Annotated in this window: 15 protein-coding genes; 6 read left to right on the forward strand and 9 right to left on the reverse strand. The window is 72.6% G+C overall.

The window, feature by feature from the left end; all coding sequences use genetic code 11:
• Positions 1-72: 72 nt before the first annotated feature.
• A complete protein-coding gene (locus tag ACIGXE_RS30690) occupies positions 73-435 on the forward strand; it encodes a DsrE family protein (RefSeq protein ID WP_399752385.1) in 363 nt (120 codons plus the stop codon).
• Positions 436-523: 88 nt separating this feature from the next.
• Here ACIGXE_RS30690 and ACIGXE_RS30695 read toward each other — a convergent pair whose 3' ends face one another.
• The 7 genes from ACIGXE_RS30695 to ACIGXE_RS30725 all read right to left on the reverse strand — a co-directional run bounded on the left by ACIGXE_RS30695 (position 524) and on the right by ACIGXE_RS30725 (position 5660).
• Positions 524-784, reverse strand: coding sequence for a DUF3099 domain-containing protein (locus tag ACIGXE_RS30695; protein WP_399752386.1), 261 nt, complete (start codon positions 782-784; stop codon positions 524-526).
• Positions 785-901: 117 nt separating this feature from the next.
• Positions 902-1189, reverse strand: a complete 288-nt coding sequence (locus ACIGXE_RS30700; protein ID WP_399752388.1) for a DUF1416 domain-containing protein — start codon at positions 1187-1189, stop codon at positions 902-904.
• Between the two features lie 65 nt (positions 1190-1254).
• Positions 1255-2100, reverse strand: coding sequence for a sulfurtransferase (locus ACIGXE_RS30705; RefSeq protein WP_399752390.1), 846 nt, complete (start codon positions 2098-2100; stop codon positions 1255-1257).
• 413 nt (positions 2101-2513) lie between these two features.
• The gene (locus ACIGXE_RS30710; RefSeq protein WP_399752392.1) at positions 2514-3206 is read right to left on the reverse strand and encodes a DUF2993 domain-containing protein; all 693 of its coding nucleotides are present in this window, start codon (positions 3204-3206) and stop codon (positions 2514-2516) included.
• Positions 3207-3299: 93 nt separating this feature from the next.
• Positions 3300-4562, reverse strand: a complete 1263-nt coding sequence (locus tag ACIGXE_RS30715; RefSeq protein ID WP_399752394.1) for a hypothetical protein — start codon at positions 4560-4562, stop codon at positions 3300-3302.
• Between the two features lie 10 nt (positions 4563-4572).
• Complete coding sequence (locus tag ACIGXE_RS30720; RefSeq protein ID WP_399752396.1) at positions 4573-4827, reverse strand: MoaD/ThiS family protein; 255 nt, start codon at positions 4825-4827, stop codon at positions 4573-4575.
• 44 nt (positions 4828-4871) lie between these two features.
• Complete coding sequence (locus ACIGXE_RS30725; RefSeq protein ID WP_399752399.1) at positions 4872-5660, reverse strand: alpha/beta hydrolase; 789 nt, start codon at positions 5658-5660, stop codon at positions 4872-4874.
• 266 nt (positions 5661-5926) lie between these two features.
• Between ACIGXE_RS30725 and ACIGXE_RS30730 the strand changes: the two genes are divergently transcribed.
• From ACIGXE_RS30730 to ACIGXE_RS30750, 5 genes are all read left to right on the forward strand, one after another.
• On the forward strand, positions 5927-6700 hold the full coding sequence (locus ACIGXE_RS30730) for a response regulator transcription factor (RefSeq protein WP_399752401.1): 774 nt from the start codon (positions 5927-5929) through the stop codon (positions 6698-6700).
• A 61-nt stretch (positions 6701-6761) separates the two neighbouring features.
• On the forward strand, positions 6762-7784 hold the full coding sequence (locus ACIGXE_RS30735; protein ID WP_399752403.1) for a LacI family DNA-binding transcriptional regulator: 1023 nt from the start codon (positions 6762-6764) through the stop codon (positions 7782-7784).
• Between the two features lie 167 nt (positions 7785-7951).
• Positions 7952-9109, forward strand: a complete 1158-nt coding sequence (locus ACIGXE_RS30740; protein WP_399752405.1) for a S1C family serine protease — start codon at positions 7952-7954, stop codon at positions 9107-9109.
• A gap of 20 nt (positions 9110-9129) precedes the next feature.
• Positions 9130-9873, forward strand: a complete 744-nt coding sequence (locus tag ACIGXE_RS30745) for a response regulator transcription factor (RefSeq protein WP_399752407.1) — start codon at positions 9130-9132, stop codon at positions 9871-9873.
• Positions 9870-11303: a sensor histidine kinase gene (locus tag ACIGXE_RS30750; protein WP_399752410.1), complete on the forward strand. Its 1434-nt coding sequence runs from the start codon at positions 9870-9872 to the stop codon at positions 11301-11303. Before ACIGXE_RS30745 ends, ACIGXE_RS30750 begins: the two co-directional genes overlap by 4 nt.
• On the opposite strand, the gene ACIGXE_RS30755 is transcribed toward ACIGXE_RS30750, so the two are convergent.
• Together ACIGXE_RS30755 and ACIGXE_RS30760 are read right to left on the reverse strand one after the other, a co-directional pair.
• Entirely contained in the window at positions 11268-12128 is an 861-nt protein-coding gene (locus ACIGXE_RS30755) for a phosphatidylinositol-specific phospholipase C (RefSeq protein ID WP_399752412.1), read from the reverse strand. The two genes, ACIGXE_RS30750 and ACIGXE_RS30755, sit on opposite strands and share 36 nt — an antisense overlap.
• A gap of 313 nt (positions 12129-12441) precedes the next feature.
• Positions 12442-15750, reverse strand: coding sequence for a FlgD immunoglobulin-like domain containing protein (locus tag ACIGXE_RS30760; protein WP_399752415.1), 3309 nt, complete (start codon positions 15748-15750; stop codon positions 12442-12444).
• Positions 15751-15814: the final 64 nt, after the last annotated feature.

A 15814-nucleotide genomic window follows, 5' to 3' on the forward strand; every position in this document is an offset into this window, starting at 1 on the left:
CCGTTATCCGCGCGCCCAGATGACACGTGAGGGACGCATGGGGTTGCCTCGCCCCGCATTACAATTCGGCATATGGCGAAGAAGCTCGTGATCAAGGTGACCGCCGGGGCCGACGCCCCGGAACGCTGCTCCCAGGCCTTCACCGTGGCCGCCGTCGCCGTCGCGAGCGGCGTCGAGGTCTCGCTGTGGCTGACCGGTGAGTCCTCGTGGTTCGCGCTGCCGGGCCGCGCGGCCGAGTTCGAGCTCCCGCACGCGGCGCCGCTGCCCGACCTGCTCGACTCGATCCTGGCCGCCGGCCGGGTGACGCTGTGCACCCAGTGCGCCGCCCGCCGCGAGATCACGGAGGACGACGTCCTGAAGGGAGTCCGCATCGCGGGCGCCCAGCTCTTCGTCCAGGAGGCGATGGGGGACGACACGCAGGCGCTCGTCTACTAGGCGTCGCCGCCGGCGGCAGGCCGCCGGACCGGCCCTCGCCGACATCCGTCAGCCCCCCGCCGACCTCCGTCAGCCCCCGCCGACTCCGCTAGTCCCCGCGCTTCTTGCCGTCGAGTTCGTCCCACCACTCGTCGGACTGCTTGTCGCCGCTCGGGTCGTCCCACCAGCGGTCGTCGGGGCCGCGCCGGTTCGCGACCATGGCGGCGACCGGCGGGATCACCATGGCGACCACGCACATCGCGATGGCCGCCGGGACCGAGAACAGGCGCACGACGGCCCAGGCGCCTACGAAGAGCACCAGGCAGACGCCCATCATCCAGAAGTAGACGCGCCGTCGCCGTGCGTACACACCTTCAGCGTACGACCGCGGCCCGTTCCCGGACAGACCGGAGGGCCGTGCCTCGAGTCCTGGTCGGCGTCCAACCCCCCAGGAGGCACGGCCCTCCGGCCGTTCTGTGGTGCGGCGTCACACCGCGATGGCGACCTCGGCCAGGCCACCGGGCTGGGCCACGACCTGGCGGTCGGCGGTGGCGCCGGGGACCAGGGCGCGGACGGTCCACGTGCCCTCGGCCGCGTAGAAGCGGAACTGGCCGGTGGCGGAGGTCGGGACCTCGGCCGTGAACTCGCCGGTCGCGTCCAGGAGGCGGACGTAACCGGTGACGGGCTGGCCGTCCTTGGTCACGTAACCCTGGATGGTGGTCTCACCGGGCTTGATCGTCGAGGCGTCGGGGCCGCCGGGCTGCGCTCCACACATGTTCTTGATTCCTTACGGTCGAGGGGTTCCGGGTCCGGGTTGCGGGTTCCGGGTCCGGTGGGGACTTACTTGCCGGAGCCGAGCTCGATCGGCACGCCGACGAGGCTGCCGTACTCGGTCCACGAGCCGTCGTAGTTCTTGACGTTCTCGACACCGAGCAGCTCGTGCAGGACGAACCAGGTCAGCGCGGAGCGCTCGCCGATGCGGCAGTAGGCGATGGAGTCCTTCGCCAGGTCGACGTTCTCGTCGGCGTAGAGGGCCTTGAGGTCCTCGTCCGACTTGAAGGTGCCGTCGTCGTTGGCGTTCTTCGACCACGGGATGTTCTTGGCGCTCGGCACGTGGCCGGGGCGCTGCGACTGCTCCTGCGGCAGGTGGGCCGGGGCGAGCAGCTTGCCGGAGAACTCGTCGGGCGAGCGGACGTCGACGAGGTTCTGGTTGCCGATCGCGGCGACGACGTCGTCGCGGAAGGCGCGGATGGAGGTGTCCTGGGGCTGGGCCTTGTAGTTGGTCGCCGGGCGGTTCGGGACCTCGGAGCCGTCGACCAGGTCGCGGGAGTCGAGCTCCCACTTCTTGCGGCCGCCGTCGAGGAGCTTGACGTCCTGGTGGCCGTAGAGCTTGAAGTACCAGTAGGCGTAGGACGCGAACCAGTTGTTGTTGCCGCCGTAGAGGACGACCGTGGTGTCGTTCGCGATCCCCTTGGCCGAGAGGAGCTTCTCGAAGCCCTCCTGGTCGACGAAGTCACGGCGGACCGGGTCCTGGAGGTCCTTCGTCCAGTCGATGCGGATCGCGTTCTTGATGTGGTTCTTGTCGTACGCCGAGGTGTCCTCGTCGACCTCGACGATGGCGACCTGCGGGTTGTCGAGGTTGGCCTCGACCCAGTCGGCGTCGACCAGGACGTCGCTGCGAGCCATGCTGTTTCTCCTCCGGGGCAGTGTGCGGCGGTGCGTGCAGGGGGTGGTGCGGGTACGCGTCGGCTCGTGGGATGACGCGTACGGCTGCGCAGGGGTGGCCCCGACATCACGTCGTAGGGCCTGAGGAATACGGGCGCAGTGCGTCCCGCTCAGACAGGGCGACAGAGCATGGCGGCGATGCGGCACAGGTCTACTGCCCGCCGCTTCGTGAGATCCGCCTGTCGCTTCATGCCCACGATCGTAGGGACGGACGGGCGGCCGTGTCACCGGTGTGTCGTATTTTGAGACGCGATCGTCCGGGATGCGGGATGAGAAAAGGGTGCGGATCACCCTCGGAGCGCCCTCGCCCCAGCTCCTCGCCGTTGTTTCTGCGGATCGGACGTCAGTGTCTCAGCATGTGATCCGCGGGGTGTTCAGCCCGCCGTCAGGGTCACGTTCCGGCCCGTCACCGTGACCGCCAGGCCGTCCGCCCGGGCCTCCACCTTCGTCAGGCGCATCCCCTTGGGCAGGCCCTCGATGCGCCGGTCGAAGTCGGTCACCGAGCGGACCTTGTCCTCCAGCAGCGGGATGCCCTCGCCGGGCACCTCGTCGGCCCGCACCCGGATGGTGTCGCCGTCGACCACGGTGACGGTGGACAGAACGCTGCGGGTGATCGTCCGGCCCAGGAAGCGCACCCCGCCGGTGACCTTCACCTTGCCGTTGCCGCCGTAGCCGACCTGGGCGTCGCGCCCCGAGGCGGCGGCCAGGTCCGCGTACGAGATGAGGGCGGTGCCGTCGGCGCTGCCGGCCCGGTCGATCGCGTAGTCCTCGTCCAGCGTGACGTCGTGCAGCGCGGCGGTCAGCTCGCCGATCCGGACCGGCCGGCCGCCCGCCGAGGCCTGGACGCCGGTGATCCGCACCTCGACCTCGTCGAAGCGCCGGTCGGCGATCTGCGTGAGGAACGGGAAGCCCTTGATGTCGATGGCCGTGGACTCCGCCTTGACGGCCCCGAGCCGCACCCCGTCGGCCGCCTCCGACTCCGCGTACGCCACGGCGATCCGGTCCGCACCGACCAGCAGCCCGCCGAGCACCACGGCGAGGATCAGCACCATCCGCAGTGCTCGCATGCGTTTCAGCCCCCTGATCACGAGTCCGGCCCCCCGACACGAAGATCGACGTGTCGGGAGGCCGGTCGGTTCCCCGTGCGTGTGTGGCACCGCTTACGCGAGCGCCCTGCCCAGCAGGTAGACCGCGGGAACGGCGGCGGTCAGCGGCAGTGCCACGCCGGCCGTCATGTGCACGAACCGCGACGGGTAGTCGTAGCTGGCCACCCGCAGGCCGACCAGCGCGCACATCCCGGCGCCGAGGCCGAGCAGCGCCCCGGCCGTGCCCAGGTCCGTGAGGCCGCCGGCCGCGACGCCGGCACCCGCGGCGGCGAGCAGGGCGACGATCACGGAGACCGGGCCGGGCAGCGGCACGGCCCGGGCCAGTACGGCGGCGGCGACCGCGACGGCCCCGGCCACGACCGCGTCCGGCTCGGCGCCGAGGTGCCCGGCGGCCAGCACCGCGAGGGCCGCCGAGGCGACCGTGGCCATCAGGCCGTACATCCGCTCGTCGGGGTCGGCGTGGCTGCGCAGCTGGAGGACGAGGGTGAGCAGCACCCAGACGCCGAGCGTGCCGAGGATCGCGGCGGGCGCGTGCTCACGGCCGACGGCGAGCAGCGCCACGTCGGCGACGACACCGCCGAGGAAGGCGAGCGCGATGCCCTGCCGGGCGGGCCACATGCCGTTGAGCCGGAACCAGCCGGCGGCGGTGACGGCCTGCAGCAGGAGCAGCGGGACGAGCAGCGCGTACGGGCCGACGGCCGCGCCCGCGGCCAGGAGCACGCCGAGCACCGCCGTCAGGGCGGCCGGCTGCATCCCCGGCTCGATGATCGGCGAGCGGCCCTCGGCGCGGGCGCGCTGGGCGTCGGTGATCCGGGCGTTGCCGGAGGTGGTGGGCGGGGAGTACTCCGGGCCCGGCTCCGGCGGGGCGGCGGGCTGCGCGGGGGCGGCCGGGGCCGGCTCCTGGCCCGGGGCCTCGTACGCGGGCGCCACGTACCCGGGCGCCTCGTAGGCGGGGGTCTCGTAGCCGGGGGTCCCGTACGCGGACGGCCGGGTCACCTCGGGCGGGAGCGGGTGGCCTCCGGTGGCGTACCGCTGCTGCCCGTACGGATGCGGGGCCTGCTGCGGCGGCAGGTACGCGGTGTCGTACGACACGGGCGCGGGCGCGGTGTGCTGCGGCTGTCCGGGGGCCTGCGGGTGCGCGGGGGCCTGCGGCTGCGGCTCATGCCGGGGGCCGGGCCGGACCGTCGGCTGGTACTGGGTGTCCCAGGTCTGCCCCTCCCACGTCTGGGTGACAGCGGGGTCGTACGGCTGACCGCCCTGCGGGGCGCCGTCCGGGCCGTCCTGCGGCGCGTACGGGTACTGCTGATCACTGCTCATGGTGTGCGGTTCACCCTCCTGCGAACGGGGGGAGCACCTCGACCGTGCCGCCCTCGGCCAGCCGTACCGTCTCATGCGCGCGGGTCCCGACGGGATCGCCGTCGATCAGGAACGAGCAGCGCTGGAGGACCCGTGCCAGCTCGCCGGGGTGCCGCTCGCGGGCCGCGTCCAGCGCCTCCGCGAGGGTCTCGGCGGCGTACGGCTCCTCGGCGACTCCGGCGACGGCCTTCGCCGCGGCCCAGTAGCGGATGGTTCCCGCTGCCATGACGGCACTCCCTTCGTTCGTGTGCGCGCCGCTCCCATGATGGGCTATGGCCGGGCGAGCCAGTTCCCGAGGCGGTCGAGCAGCTCGTCGCCGGCGGCGTTCTCGGCGTGGCCCATGCCGCGCTCCAGCCAGAGCTCGAAGGGGGTGCCCGCCGCCTCCGCCGCGGCCGCCAGCATCCGGGGGTGGTCGACCGGGAAGTACGGGTCGCGGTCGCCGTGCACGACGAGCAGCGGGGTGGGCGCGATCAGCGGCACCGCCTCGAACGGCGCGAGGGGCACCGGGTCCCACGCCCTGCTGTCGATCCGGGTGCCGAATCCGTAGCGGCCCACCAGCCGGCCCGCCGGCCGGGTCACCACCCAGTGCACGCGTCGCATGGCGGGCGTCCCCCGGTAGTACCAGCGGGCGGGCGCGGAGACGGCGGCCACGGCGTCCGCACGGGCGTTCGACCCCTTCTCCAGCGCGGCGTGGCGCAGCACGACCGAGCCGCCCATGGAGAAGCCGACCGTCACCACGCGCGCGTGGCCGAGCTCACGGGCCCAGCGGACGGCGGCGGCCAGGTCCAGGACCTCACGGTCGCCGACGGTGGAGAGGCCGCCGGAGCGGCCGTGACCGCGGAAGGAGAAGGTGACGACGTGCGCGTGGCGGCGGAGGACCTGCGCGGCGCGCCGCAGCGCGGGCCGGTCGACCGAGCCGGTGAACCCGTGCGCCACGACCACCGCCGTATCGGTGACACTGGCTGTGCACGGTTCGTGAACCGCCTCGATCCGGACATCGTCATCGGTGCGCAAGGTGACGCGGCGGCCGACGGAAGTGAGCGAGGAAACATCCACCATGTGAAATAGCCCCTCTGCCGCAGAAGTGATGTGGGCTATTCTGCTGTCAGAGGATCCGGGCAACGCAGCCCCCGGGTCCTTTTGTGTTTTCCGACCGTTGTTACGAGCGGATGAACAAAAGCTCTCAGGGCGCGAGAGTGACACAAGAGTACGACCAGGCAGTGCCGTAGACGTCCTCGCAGGGACCGAGGAGGAACCGACGTCATGGACGAGCGAACGACGCACGACCGACCGACGACACAGGCGACCCCGGCAGGGGGGACGCGATGAGCTCTCTGCTGCTCCTCACCAACGCCCTCCAGCCGTCGACCGAGGTGCTGCCCGCTCTCGGCCTGCTGCTGCACAACGTGCGCGTGGCGCCCGCCGAGGGGCCCGCGCTCGTGGACACCCCGGGTGCCGACGTGATCCTCGTCGACGGCCGGCGCGATCTGCCGCAGGTCCGCTCGCTGTGCCAGCTGCTGCGCTCCACGGGCCCCGGCTGCCCGCTGATCCTGGTCGTGACGGAGGGCGGTCTCGCGGCCGTCACCGCCGACTGGGGCATCGACGACGTGCTGCTCGACACCGCCGGTCCCGCCGAGGTGGAGGCGCGGCTGCGGCTCGCGACGGGCCGCCAGCAGATCGTCGCGGACGACTCCCCTATGGAGATCCGCAACGGCGACCTGTCGGTCGACGAGGCGACGTACAGCGCCAAGCTCAAGGGCCGGGTCCTGGACCTGACCTTCAAGGAGTTCGAGCTCCTCAAGTACCTCGCGCAGCACCCGGGCCGGGTGTTCACCCGCGCCCAGCTCCTCCAGGAGGTCTGGGGCTACGACTACTTCGGCGGCACCCGTACGGTCGACGTCCACGTACGGCGTCTGCGGGCGAAGCTCGGACCCGAGCACGAGTCGCTGATCGGCACCGTCCGCAACGTCGGCTACCGCTTCGTGACACCGGAGAAGGCGGAGCGCGTGGAGGGGCGGCCGGAAGGGCGGTCGGAGGCGCGGGCCGAGGCGCGGGTCAAGGAGGACACGCGGGAACTCACTCCGGTGGAGGACCGCTGACGTGGCGTATGCCACAGTGCGACCTGCCGGTAGGTAGGTCACCCCGCGTAGACTTCCGCGCGTGGCCAAGGTGACGCGGGATGACGTAGCGCGACTGGCGGGTACTTCGACCGCGGTCGTGAGTTACGTGATCAACAACGGACCCCGGCCGGTCGCCCCGGCCACGCGCGAGCGTGTCCTCGCCGCCATCAAGGAGCTGGGCTACCGGCCCGACCGGGTGGCCCAGGCGATGGCGTCCCGGCGGACCGATCTCATAGGCATGGTCGTCCCCGACGCCCGGCAGCCCTTCTTCGCGGAGATGGCGCACGCGGTCGAACAGGCGGCCGCCGAGCGCGGGAAGATGGTGCTCGTCGGCAACTCCGACTACCGCACCGAGCGCGAGATCCACTATCTGCGCGCGTTCCTCGGGATGCGGGTCTCCGGGCTGATCCTGGTGAGCCAGGGCATGAGCGAGCAGGCCGCGAGCGAGATCGAGGCGTGGGACGCGCGGGTGGTGCTGCTGCACGAGCGGCCCGAGGCGATCGACGACGTCGCGGTCGTCACCGACGACATCGGCGGCGCCCAGCTCGCCACCCGGCACCTCCTGGAGCACGGCTACCCGTACGTGGCCTGCATGGGCGGCATCCCGAACACCCCGGCCGTCGGCGACCCGGTGGCCGACCACGAGGAGGGCTGGAGGCGCGCCATGCAGGAGGCCGGGCTCTCGATCGAGGGCCGGCTCTTCCAGGCGCCGTACAACCGCTACGACGCGTACAAGGTGGCGCTGCAGGTGCTCTCCGGCCCCCATCGGCCGCCGGCCATCTTCTGCTCGACGGACGACCAGGCCTTCGGTGTGCTGCGGGCGGCGCGTGAGCTGCGGATCGACGTGCCGACGGAGCTCGCGGTGGCGGGCTTCGACGACGTCAAGGAGGCGGCGCTGTCCGATCCGCCGCTGACCACGGTCTACTCGGACCGGCCGGCGATGGCGCGGGCGGCGGTGGACCTGGTCCTGGACGACTCGCTGCGGGTCGCGGGGTCGCGGCGCGAGCGCGTGAAGCAGTTCCCGTCAGCCCTCATCGTCCGCCGCTCCTGCGGCTGCAACTGACCCCCACCCCGCCCACTGCGCGCCGCGCCCGTGGGTGGGCACACGGTCCCGGGTGCTCCAAGGGCGGTGCCTGGAGGGGCGGGCTTTATTTCGGGCATACAGGGTTCTGTCGGGCTTCTCAGGGCCTCCTCAGGCGGTTCTCATCTACGGCTCCCAGAGTCGTGACCATGACGGACCACACGCAGCCCCAGCCGCCGCAGCAGCAGCCGTACTACCCGCCCCGGCCCCCCTACGACCCGGCGCAGCCGATCACCACCGAGCCCGGCACCACGATCTGGCCGTCCGGCGGACAGGTGCCGCCCGTGGGCCCGGGCGGCTCGGCGGGCGGCGGGTACGGGCCGCCGCCCGGCGGTCCGGGCGGCTCGGCGGACGGCGGGTACGGGCCGCCGCGCGGCCCGGTGGGTGCCTTTCCGGCCGCGCCCGGCGCGCACCGGCGGGCCCGGCGCGGGGTCGGTCTCATGGCGGCCGTGGCCCTCGCCGCCGCGGCCATCGGCGGCGGCACCGCCACCCTGGTCCAGCAGTGGACGGCCGACGGCGGCACGAGCGCGGCGAGCCCGGTGAACGGCACGAACGTGTCGTCGAGCAGCAAGGGCACGGTCGCCGGCGTCGCCCAGGCCGTCTCCCCCTCCATCGTGGAGATCTCCGCGAGCTCGAACGCCGGCCGCTCCACCGGCTCCGGCGTGATCATCACCGGCGACGGCGAGATCGTCACGAACAACCACGTCGTCTCCGGCGCCTCCCAGATCAAGGTGCAGACCTCCGACGGCAAGAGCTACGACGCCAAGGTCGTCGGCACGGACCCCGACAAGGACCTGGCCCTGATCAAGCTGGAGGGCGCCTCCGGCCTCAAGGCGGCGACGCTCGGCGACTCGTCCAAGGTGCGGGTCGGCGACGAGGTCGTCGCGATCGGCTCCCCCGAGGGCCTGACCGGCACCGTCACCAGTGGCATCGTCTCCGCGCTCGACCGCGACGTGACCGTCGCGAAGGAGGACGGCGGCCAGGGCGACGGCCAGGGCGGCCAGGGCCGGCCGTACGACCCGCGCCAGGGCTGGCCGTTCGAGTTCGGCGGACAGCAGTTCAACGGCGACACCGGCTCGTCGAAGACCACGTACAAGGCGCTGCAGACCGACGCCTCGCTGAATCCGGGGAATTCCGGCGGCGCGCTGATCAATATGAACGGCGAGATCATCGGAATCAATTCGGCCATGTATTCGCCCAGTTCTTCGAGCGGTTCCTCGGCCGGCAGCGTCGGTCTCGGATTCGCGATCCCGGTGAACACCCTCAAGGCCGACCTCGACGACCTGCGCTCGGGCGGTGCCGCCTGAGCACGTGGGACGCTGACTCCATGACGGGACAGCAGAACGAATCCGAAGGCGCCGAACGCATCCTCATCGTCGACGACGAGCCGGCCGTCCGGGAGGCGCTGCGCCGCAGCCTCGCCTTCGAGGGGTACGGGACCGAGGACGCCGTCGACGGGCTCGACGCGCTCGCCAAGATGGACTCGTACCGCCCCGACCTGGTCGTCCTCGACGTCCAGATGCCCCGCATGGACGGCCTGACGGCGGCCCGCCGGATCCGGTCCGCCGGCTCGACCGTGCCGATCCTGATGCTGACCGCCCGCGACACCGTCGGCGACCGGGTGACCGGGCTCGACGCGGGCGCCGACGACTACCTGGTGAAGCCCTTCGAGCTGGACGAGCTCTTCGCCCGGATCCGCGCCCTGCTGCGGCGCAGCGGCTACGCGGCGCCCGCCGTCCCGGCGGCCGACGGCGGCGACGTGCTGTCCTTCGAGGACCTGCGGATGGACCTGGCCACCCGGGAGGTGACGCGCGGCGGGCGCCCGGTGGAGCTGACCCGTACCGAGTTCACGCTCCTGGAGATGTTCCTGGCCCATCCGCGGCAGGTGCTGACCCGCGAGCAGATCCTGAAGGCCGTGTGGGGCTTCGACTTCGAGCCGAGCTCGAACTCGCTCGACGTGTACGTGATGTACCTGCGGCGCAAGACGGAGGCGGGCGGCGAGCCGCGCCTGGTCCACACGGTGCGCGGGGTCGGCTACGTGCTGCGCGGCGGCGGTGGGGGCGCGGAGTGACCGGTCCCGTCGCCTGGTTCCGGTCCCGCCCGCTGCGTTCCCGGCTCGCCCTGCTGACCGCCCTCGCGGTGGCGGTCGCGGTGGCGGCGGTCTCGCTGGCCTGCTGGTTCGTGACGCGGGCGCAGCTGGAGCACGAGCTGGACTCGGCGCTGCGCAGCAGCAAGGTGGACAACGGCTATCTGAATCTGGTGCTCGACGGCTGCCGGGCGGGCCGGCAGGCCCCGCCGCTGCCCCCGTACACGGTGCAGGTGATCCTGGTCGACGGCACGGTCTGCACGTCCGGCAGGGCGCCGATCCCGGCGCAGACCTCGGACGTGGGGGTGGCCCGCGGGCTGCTCACGGACGCGCTGCACACGACGAAGGACGGGGACGGGCGCGAGATGCGCGTCTTCACCTACGCCGACCCGGACCGGCCCGGCATGGCCGTCTCGCTGGCCCGCCCGCTGTCCGAGGTCGACAACTCGCTGTCGACGCTCGGCTGGGTGCTGCTCCTCGTCTCCGGCATCGGGGTCGTCGGCGCGGGCGCGGCCGGCCTGTGGGTGGCGCGGACGGGCCTGGCGCCGGTGGACCGGCTGACCGGGGCGGTCGAGCACGTGGCGGCGACCGAGGACCTGACGGTCCGGATCCCGGTGGAGGGCGAGGACGAGATCGCCCGGCTCTCGCGTTCCTTCAACGCGATGACGGCCGCGCTCGCGACCTCCCGGGACCGGCAGGCGCAGCTGATCGCGGACGCGGGCCACGAGCTGCGCACGCCGCTGACCTCGCTCCGCACGAACATCGAACTGCTCGCGCGCAGCGAGGAGACGGGCCGCGCGCTGCCGCCGGACGACCGGCGGGCGCTGATGGCCTCGGTGAAGGCGCAGATGACGGAGCTGGCGGCGCTGATCGGCGACCTCCAGGAGCTGTCCCGGCCGGAGGGCGTGCGGCCGGGGCCGCTGGAGGTGGTGCCGCTGCACACCATCCTCCGCGCGGCGCTCGACCGGGCTCGGCTGCGCGGCCCGGAGATCGCCTTCGAGACGGACCTCGCGCCCTGGTACGTACGGGCGGAGCCGGCGGCGCTGGAGCGCGCGCTGGTGAACGTCCTCGACAACGCCGTGAAGTTCTCGCCGCCGCGCGGGACGGTCGAGGTGCGGCTGATGCGCGGCGAGCTGACCGTACGGGACCACGGGCCGGGCATCCCGGCGGAGGAACTCCCGCACGTCTTCGACCGTTTCTGGCGCTCGCCGTCGGCGCGCAGCCTGCCGGGGTCGGGGCTCGGTCTGTCGATCGTGGCCCGGACGATCGGGCACGCGGGCGGCTCGGTGGCGCTCGCGGCGGCGGACGGCGGCGGCACGGTGGCGACGGTGCGGCTGCCGGGGGCGCCGACACCGCCGCCGGCGGTGGACGGGGGGCGGTCAGTTGTGCCGGATGAGGGACTCGACGAGTCCTGAGCGGGTGTTGGGGTAGTCCATCGGGACGATCCCGAGCCCCTTCCAGCCGGCGCCCTCGCCGTCGAGGAGGGAGTGGACCTGCGGGTTGAGGCGGTCGGCGTTCCAGCGGGGCGGGAGGCCGGCCGCGGTGGAGACGAAGTTGACGTAGAAGCGGCCGGGCTGGGTCGCGGCCTTGCGGAACTGGTCGCGGATCTTGGGCCACTTGGCGAACGGTTCGGCCTGGTAGTCGTCCTGCACGTCGAAGTAGGCGCCGTCGGCCCAGCGCAGGCCCGGCAGGCCGCCGTTGTCGGCGAGCAGGACCACCTTGCCGCGGGACTCGCCGAGGGTGGGCACGCCGGAGCCGATGCGGAAGAGCGGGCGCCAGCCGCGGTTGTCGAGGTAGTCGTCGAAGATCGCGCGGAAGGTGGCGTCGGACTCGGAGGAGTACTCCTGCTTGACCCGCATGAGGACGGTCTCGGTGGGGTGGGCGGCGAGGAAGTTCCAGCAGGCGACGAGGACGTCGCCGAACATCAGGTTCTGGTAGAAGGCCCCGTGGTGGATCGCGAAGGAGCCCCCGGTCACCCGGCACCGCACGTCCAGGAACCGGATGCCGCTGTCCAGTTGCTGGGCGATGGTGGTGTTCTGGCATTCGGTCCAGAGGCCGCCGTAGCGGGCGCCGGAGTCGTGGGTGCCGGGGATCGTGAGCTTCTGGAGCGGGGTGGGGTCGCCGTGGGCAGCCATCCAGTCCTGCGTCCCGAGGGCGGTGGCCGCCCGGGCGGAGGGGGTGCCCACCACGAGGGCGGCACCGGCTGCGGCGGCGCCCGCGAGAAAGCGTCGTCGGTCCATGGGCGGCACTATGGCAGCAGTTGACGTGCTCCTGCCATAGCCGTGCGGGAAGCAGTTACCGCCGGGTACGCGGACCCGCCCGCTCCGCCGGGTATGCGGGACCCGCCCGCTCCGCCGGGTCCGCAAAACCCGCCCGCCCCTCCGCCGGCTCCCGGACACGCCGGAGGGGCGGCCACCGCCGAAACGGTGCGCCGCCCCTCCCCTGGCAGGTGCTACTTCGTGTAGTAACCGGAAAGAAACGGCGGAGGGGTGGTGCGCCGGCCTGCGGCGCACCACCCCTCCTCCGTCACCGCTCACGCGCGGAACGGTCGGCTCACTTCGTGTAGTAACCGGCCGCGTCCACGACCAGGTCCACGTAACCCGACCGGTTGTACAGGTCGATGCTGCCCTCGGCCGAGAGCGGGACCACGACCTGGTTCGCCACCGTCAGCCTCGGCACCAGGTTCAGGTTCGAGATCGTCGGGCGGGCCGTCAGCCACGGGTGGATGGCGACGTAGGTCGCGGACGTCGCGTTCGTGCCCGCCACGTTCAGGACCAGGGAGCTGGCGCCGGTCTCCGGGATGCCGCCGTAGCCGGCGACACCCAGGATGACCGCGCTGTCCGGGCCGAGCTTGCCGTCCGCCCCGTACTCACGCGTGTCGAGCAGCCGGACCGGGCGCAGTGGCACGAAGCGGTCGCCCTGGCCGGCGGTGTTGGTGAAGTAGCCGGCGACGTCGCCGAGCAGGTCGACCGTGCCGCCGTGGTTGTACAGCGTCACCTTGCCGCTCTTCACCGGCACCGTCACCAGGTTGGCGACGACCTGGCCCTTGACCACGTTCAGGTTGGACGTGGCCGGACGGGGCGTCCCGTACGGGTAGACCGAGATGTAGCTGGACGCCGTCACGTTGGTGGCGGTCACGTTCATGACGACCGCCGTCACCCCCGTGCTCGGCACCCCGCCGCGGCCCGCGATCTGCAGGTTCACCGTCTTGGCCGCGCCCACCTTGGCCTTCGGCGCGCCGACGCCGGCCAGCGTGTTGAGGATGCGGGCCGGGCTGACCGCCTTGAAGCGGTCGCCGGCGCCGTCGAGCGTGTAGTAGCCGGTCACGTCGACGAGCAGGTCGACGGTGCCCCACGCGTTGTACAGCGAGACCTTGCCGTCCTTGCCGACCGGGACCGTCACCTGGTTCGGCACACTGCGGCCGGCCGGGACGTTCAGGTTCGAGGCGGACGAGCGGGGCGTCCCGTACGGGTAGACCGAGAGCCACGTGCCGTTGGTCGGGTTGGTGGCCGTCACGGTGAGGACGACCGCCGAGACGCCCTCCGCGGCCACGCCGCCGCGGCCGGTGACCTGGAGGTCCACCGTGCCGTTCTGGCCGACCTTGGCCTTGGGCGCGCCGATGCCGGCGATGGTGTTGAGGATGCGGGCCGGCGGCACCGGCTTGAAGGTGGAGATGCCGCCGCGCGTCACGAACACCGCGCCACCGGTCGTCAGCGTCGCGCCGGCGCCGTCGGCGGGCGGGGCGCTGAGCTCCCAGGTGTAGCGGCCGTCGGGGACCACGGCGCCGGCCGCGTCGTTGCCGTCCCAGGCCGCCTTGACCAGACCGCGGGTCTGCTGGCCGGCGTAGGTGCGGACGACCTTGCCGGCCGCGTTCTTGACGTTCAGCGTCCAGGACGCGGCGGGCTTGGAGAGCCACCACCGGGCGGTCCAGGCGTCGCCGCCCTCGACGTCGACCTTGTCCGAGGACACGCTCGAGTCGAGGACCGAGACGGCGGAGGCCGGAACCCCGCTCGGGACGACGTGGAGGCGCTGCTGGTCGTCGGTGAAGACGGTGTTCCCGCCGAAGCGGTCGACGCTCCAGCCGCGGTCCGGCCGCACGTCGGCCGGGCGCCCGAGCTCACGGGTCTGGCCGCCGCCGCGCAGCGGGGTGAGCGAGAGGACGCCGTCCTTCTCGTAGGTCACGTAGCCGTCACCGAGGCGCGCCGCGGCGTGCGCGGGCAGCACGGTGTTGACCTTCGTCACGGTGTTCAGGACACCGGACTTCAGGTCGCACTTCCAGTAGAGGTCGACGCCGACGGACTGGACGTCCTTCAGGGCGCAGTCGGCGACGGGGATCGTACGGGTGGCACCGGTGCGGACGTCGATCGCGTTGACGGAGCCGACGGCGCCGGTCGCCGACCACAGCGTGGGGCCGTTCAGCGAGGCCGGACCGGTGCCGAGATTCCGGCTGAAGACCGTCTTCTTGGCGTCGAGGTCGAGGACCCGCCGCTCACCGTTCGAGGCGAGGTACGCGGCGAAGCGGCCGGAAGCCTCGAGGTCGCCGCTCACATCGGTCGCCGTCGGCGCCGGGGCGGCGCCGTACAGCTGCTCCGCGAGGGCCGTGACGTACAGCCCGTTGCTGTACCTGCGGACGATCCGTCCGTCACCGGTGGCCACGGTTTCGTAGGACGGGTCGAGCCGGTCGTCGAAACCGTGGTCGGTCCGGTCCCCGGCGACGAGCGGCCCGGCCGCCTTCGTCTCGACGGAGCGCAGCCGGAACTCACCGGAGGGGACCTGGTCGACCAGGTGCAGGACGCCCTGCGCGACGGAGATCCGCCCCGTGGTGGTGCGGTCGCCGGGGATGACGGCCTTCTTCTCGGCCACGAACCCACCGTCGGCGCCCGCCTGGACGCGGTGGACCGGGCGCTCGGCGCCCTCGCCCTTGACGACGGCGAGCAGGTCGCCGCCCTCGAGCCGCGGGGAGGCCACGAGCCCGTCGAGCACCGTCGTCTGCTCGCCACCGGCGAACGGGCGCGACAGCAGCTTGCCCCCGTCACCGCCGACCAGGCTCAGGACCTGGTCGCCCTGCACGGCCACCGGGACGTCGCTGCCGGCCCAGCCGGTCTCGCGCACCGGCGCGGACCAGTCGCCCTTGAGGTCCCAGACCTGGAGCTTCCCGTCCTTGACGTGGAGCAGGCTGTCCCCGTGCACGACCGAGGCACCGGTCCCGTCGAGGGGCACCAGCTTCGGCGTGTCGCCCGACAGGTCGACCCATGCGCGGTCGTCCTGGGCGCCGCCCCCGAAGTACGACACCTGGACGCCGTACGAGGTGGCTCCCTCGAACCGGAAGTCGTCGGCGTCGGCCGGGAAGCCGGTGACCGGCCGGTCCAGCACGGTCCCGTTGACGAGCGAGACGGCGTGCAGCCGGGCGTCGGCGGTCGTCCCCTCGGTGATGACCGTGCGCCCGGCCATCCCGACGACGCTTTGACCCGCGCCGAGCTGAATCGTCTCCTCTGCGCCACCGGCGACGTCCTGGAGCACGACCTTGTTCGAGGCCGAGTACCAGCGGGCGATGGTGTCGGTGCCGTTGGTGAAGATCGCCGTCGCGCTCTTGGAGTCGAACGGCCTGGAGCTGCCGTCGGCGTAGGAGTACCAGCGGAAGCGGACAGCCCGGTCGCCCTGCAGAAAGCCCGTCGCGCCGGGCCGTACGATCCCCGCGTCCCGGACGACGGACTCCTCCGCCGGAATCACCAGCTCCGCCGGCAGATCCCCCTCGGCGGCGTACGCCAGGCCCGCGCCCACCGGCGTCAGCGAGATGAGTGCCGCGGTCGCCGCGGCGAGCGAGAGCGCGCTGGTGCGCCGCTTCCCCCACCCTGTCTTCATTTGGTGACCCCTCCCCAGAAGTCCAAAGTCGAACGAGGGTAGCAGCGGCTTCGAACTCGTTCAA

It is taken from the genome of Streptomyces sp. NPDC053431, from assembly GCF_044544925.1.
Lineage (GTDB): Bacteria > Actinomycetota > Actinomycetes > Streptomycetales > Streptomycetaceae > Streptomyces.

Coding starts and splice junctions, on each gene's coding strand:
- ACIGXE_RS30690 (WP_399752385.1), top strand. CDS start 73: ATGGCGAAGAAGCTCGTGATCAAGGTGACCGCCGGGGCCGACGCCCCG.
- ACIGXE_RS30700 (WP_399752388.1), bottom strand. CDS start 1,189: ATGTGTGGAGCGCAGCCCGGCGGCCCCGACGCCTCGACGATCAAGCCC.
- ACIGXE_RS30705 (WP_399752390.1), bottom strand. CDS start 2,100: ATGGCTCGCAGCGACGTCCTGGTCGACGCCGACTGGGTCGAGGCCAAC.
- ACIGXE_RS30710 (WP_399752392.1), bottom strand. CDS start 3,206: ATGCGAGCACTGCGGATGGTGCTGATCCTCGCCGTGGTGCTCGGCGGG.
- ACIGXE_RS30715 (WP_399752394.1), bottom strand. CDS start 4,562: ATGAGCAGTGATCAGCAGTACCCGTACGCGCCGCAGGACGGCCCGGAC.
- ACIGXE_RS30720 (WP_399752396.1), bottom strand. CDS start 4,827: ATGGCAGCGGGAACCATCCGCTACTGGGCCGCGGCGAAGGCCGTCGCC.
- ACIGXE_RS30725 (WP_399752399.1), bottom strand. CDS start 5,660: ATGGTGGATGTTTCCTCGCTCACTTCCGTCGGCCGCCGCGTCACCTTG.
- ACIGXE_RS30730 (WP_399752401.1), top strand. CDS start 5,927: ATGAGCTCTCTGCTGCTCCTCACCAACGCCCTCCAGCCGTCGACCGAG.
- ACIGXE_RS30740 (WP_399752405.1), top strand. CDS start 7,952: ATGACGGACCACACGCAGCCCCAGCCGCCGCAGCAGCAGCCGTACTAC.
- ACIGXE_RS30745 (WP_399752407.1), top strand. CDS start 9,130: ATGACGGGACAGCAGAACGAATCCGAAGGCGCCGAACGCATCCTCATC.
- ACIGXE_RS30755 (WP_399752412.1), bottom strand. CDS start 12,128: ATGGACCGACGACGCTTTCTCGCGGGCGCCGCCGCAGCCGGTGCCGCC.
- ACIGXE_RS30760 (WP_399752415.1), bottom strand. CDS start 15,750: ATGAAGACAGGGTGGGGGAAGCGGCGCACCAGCGCGCTCTCGCTCGCC.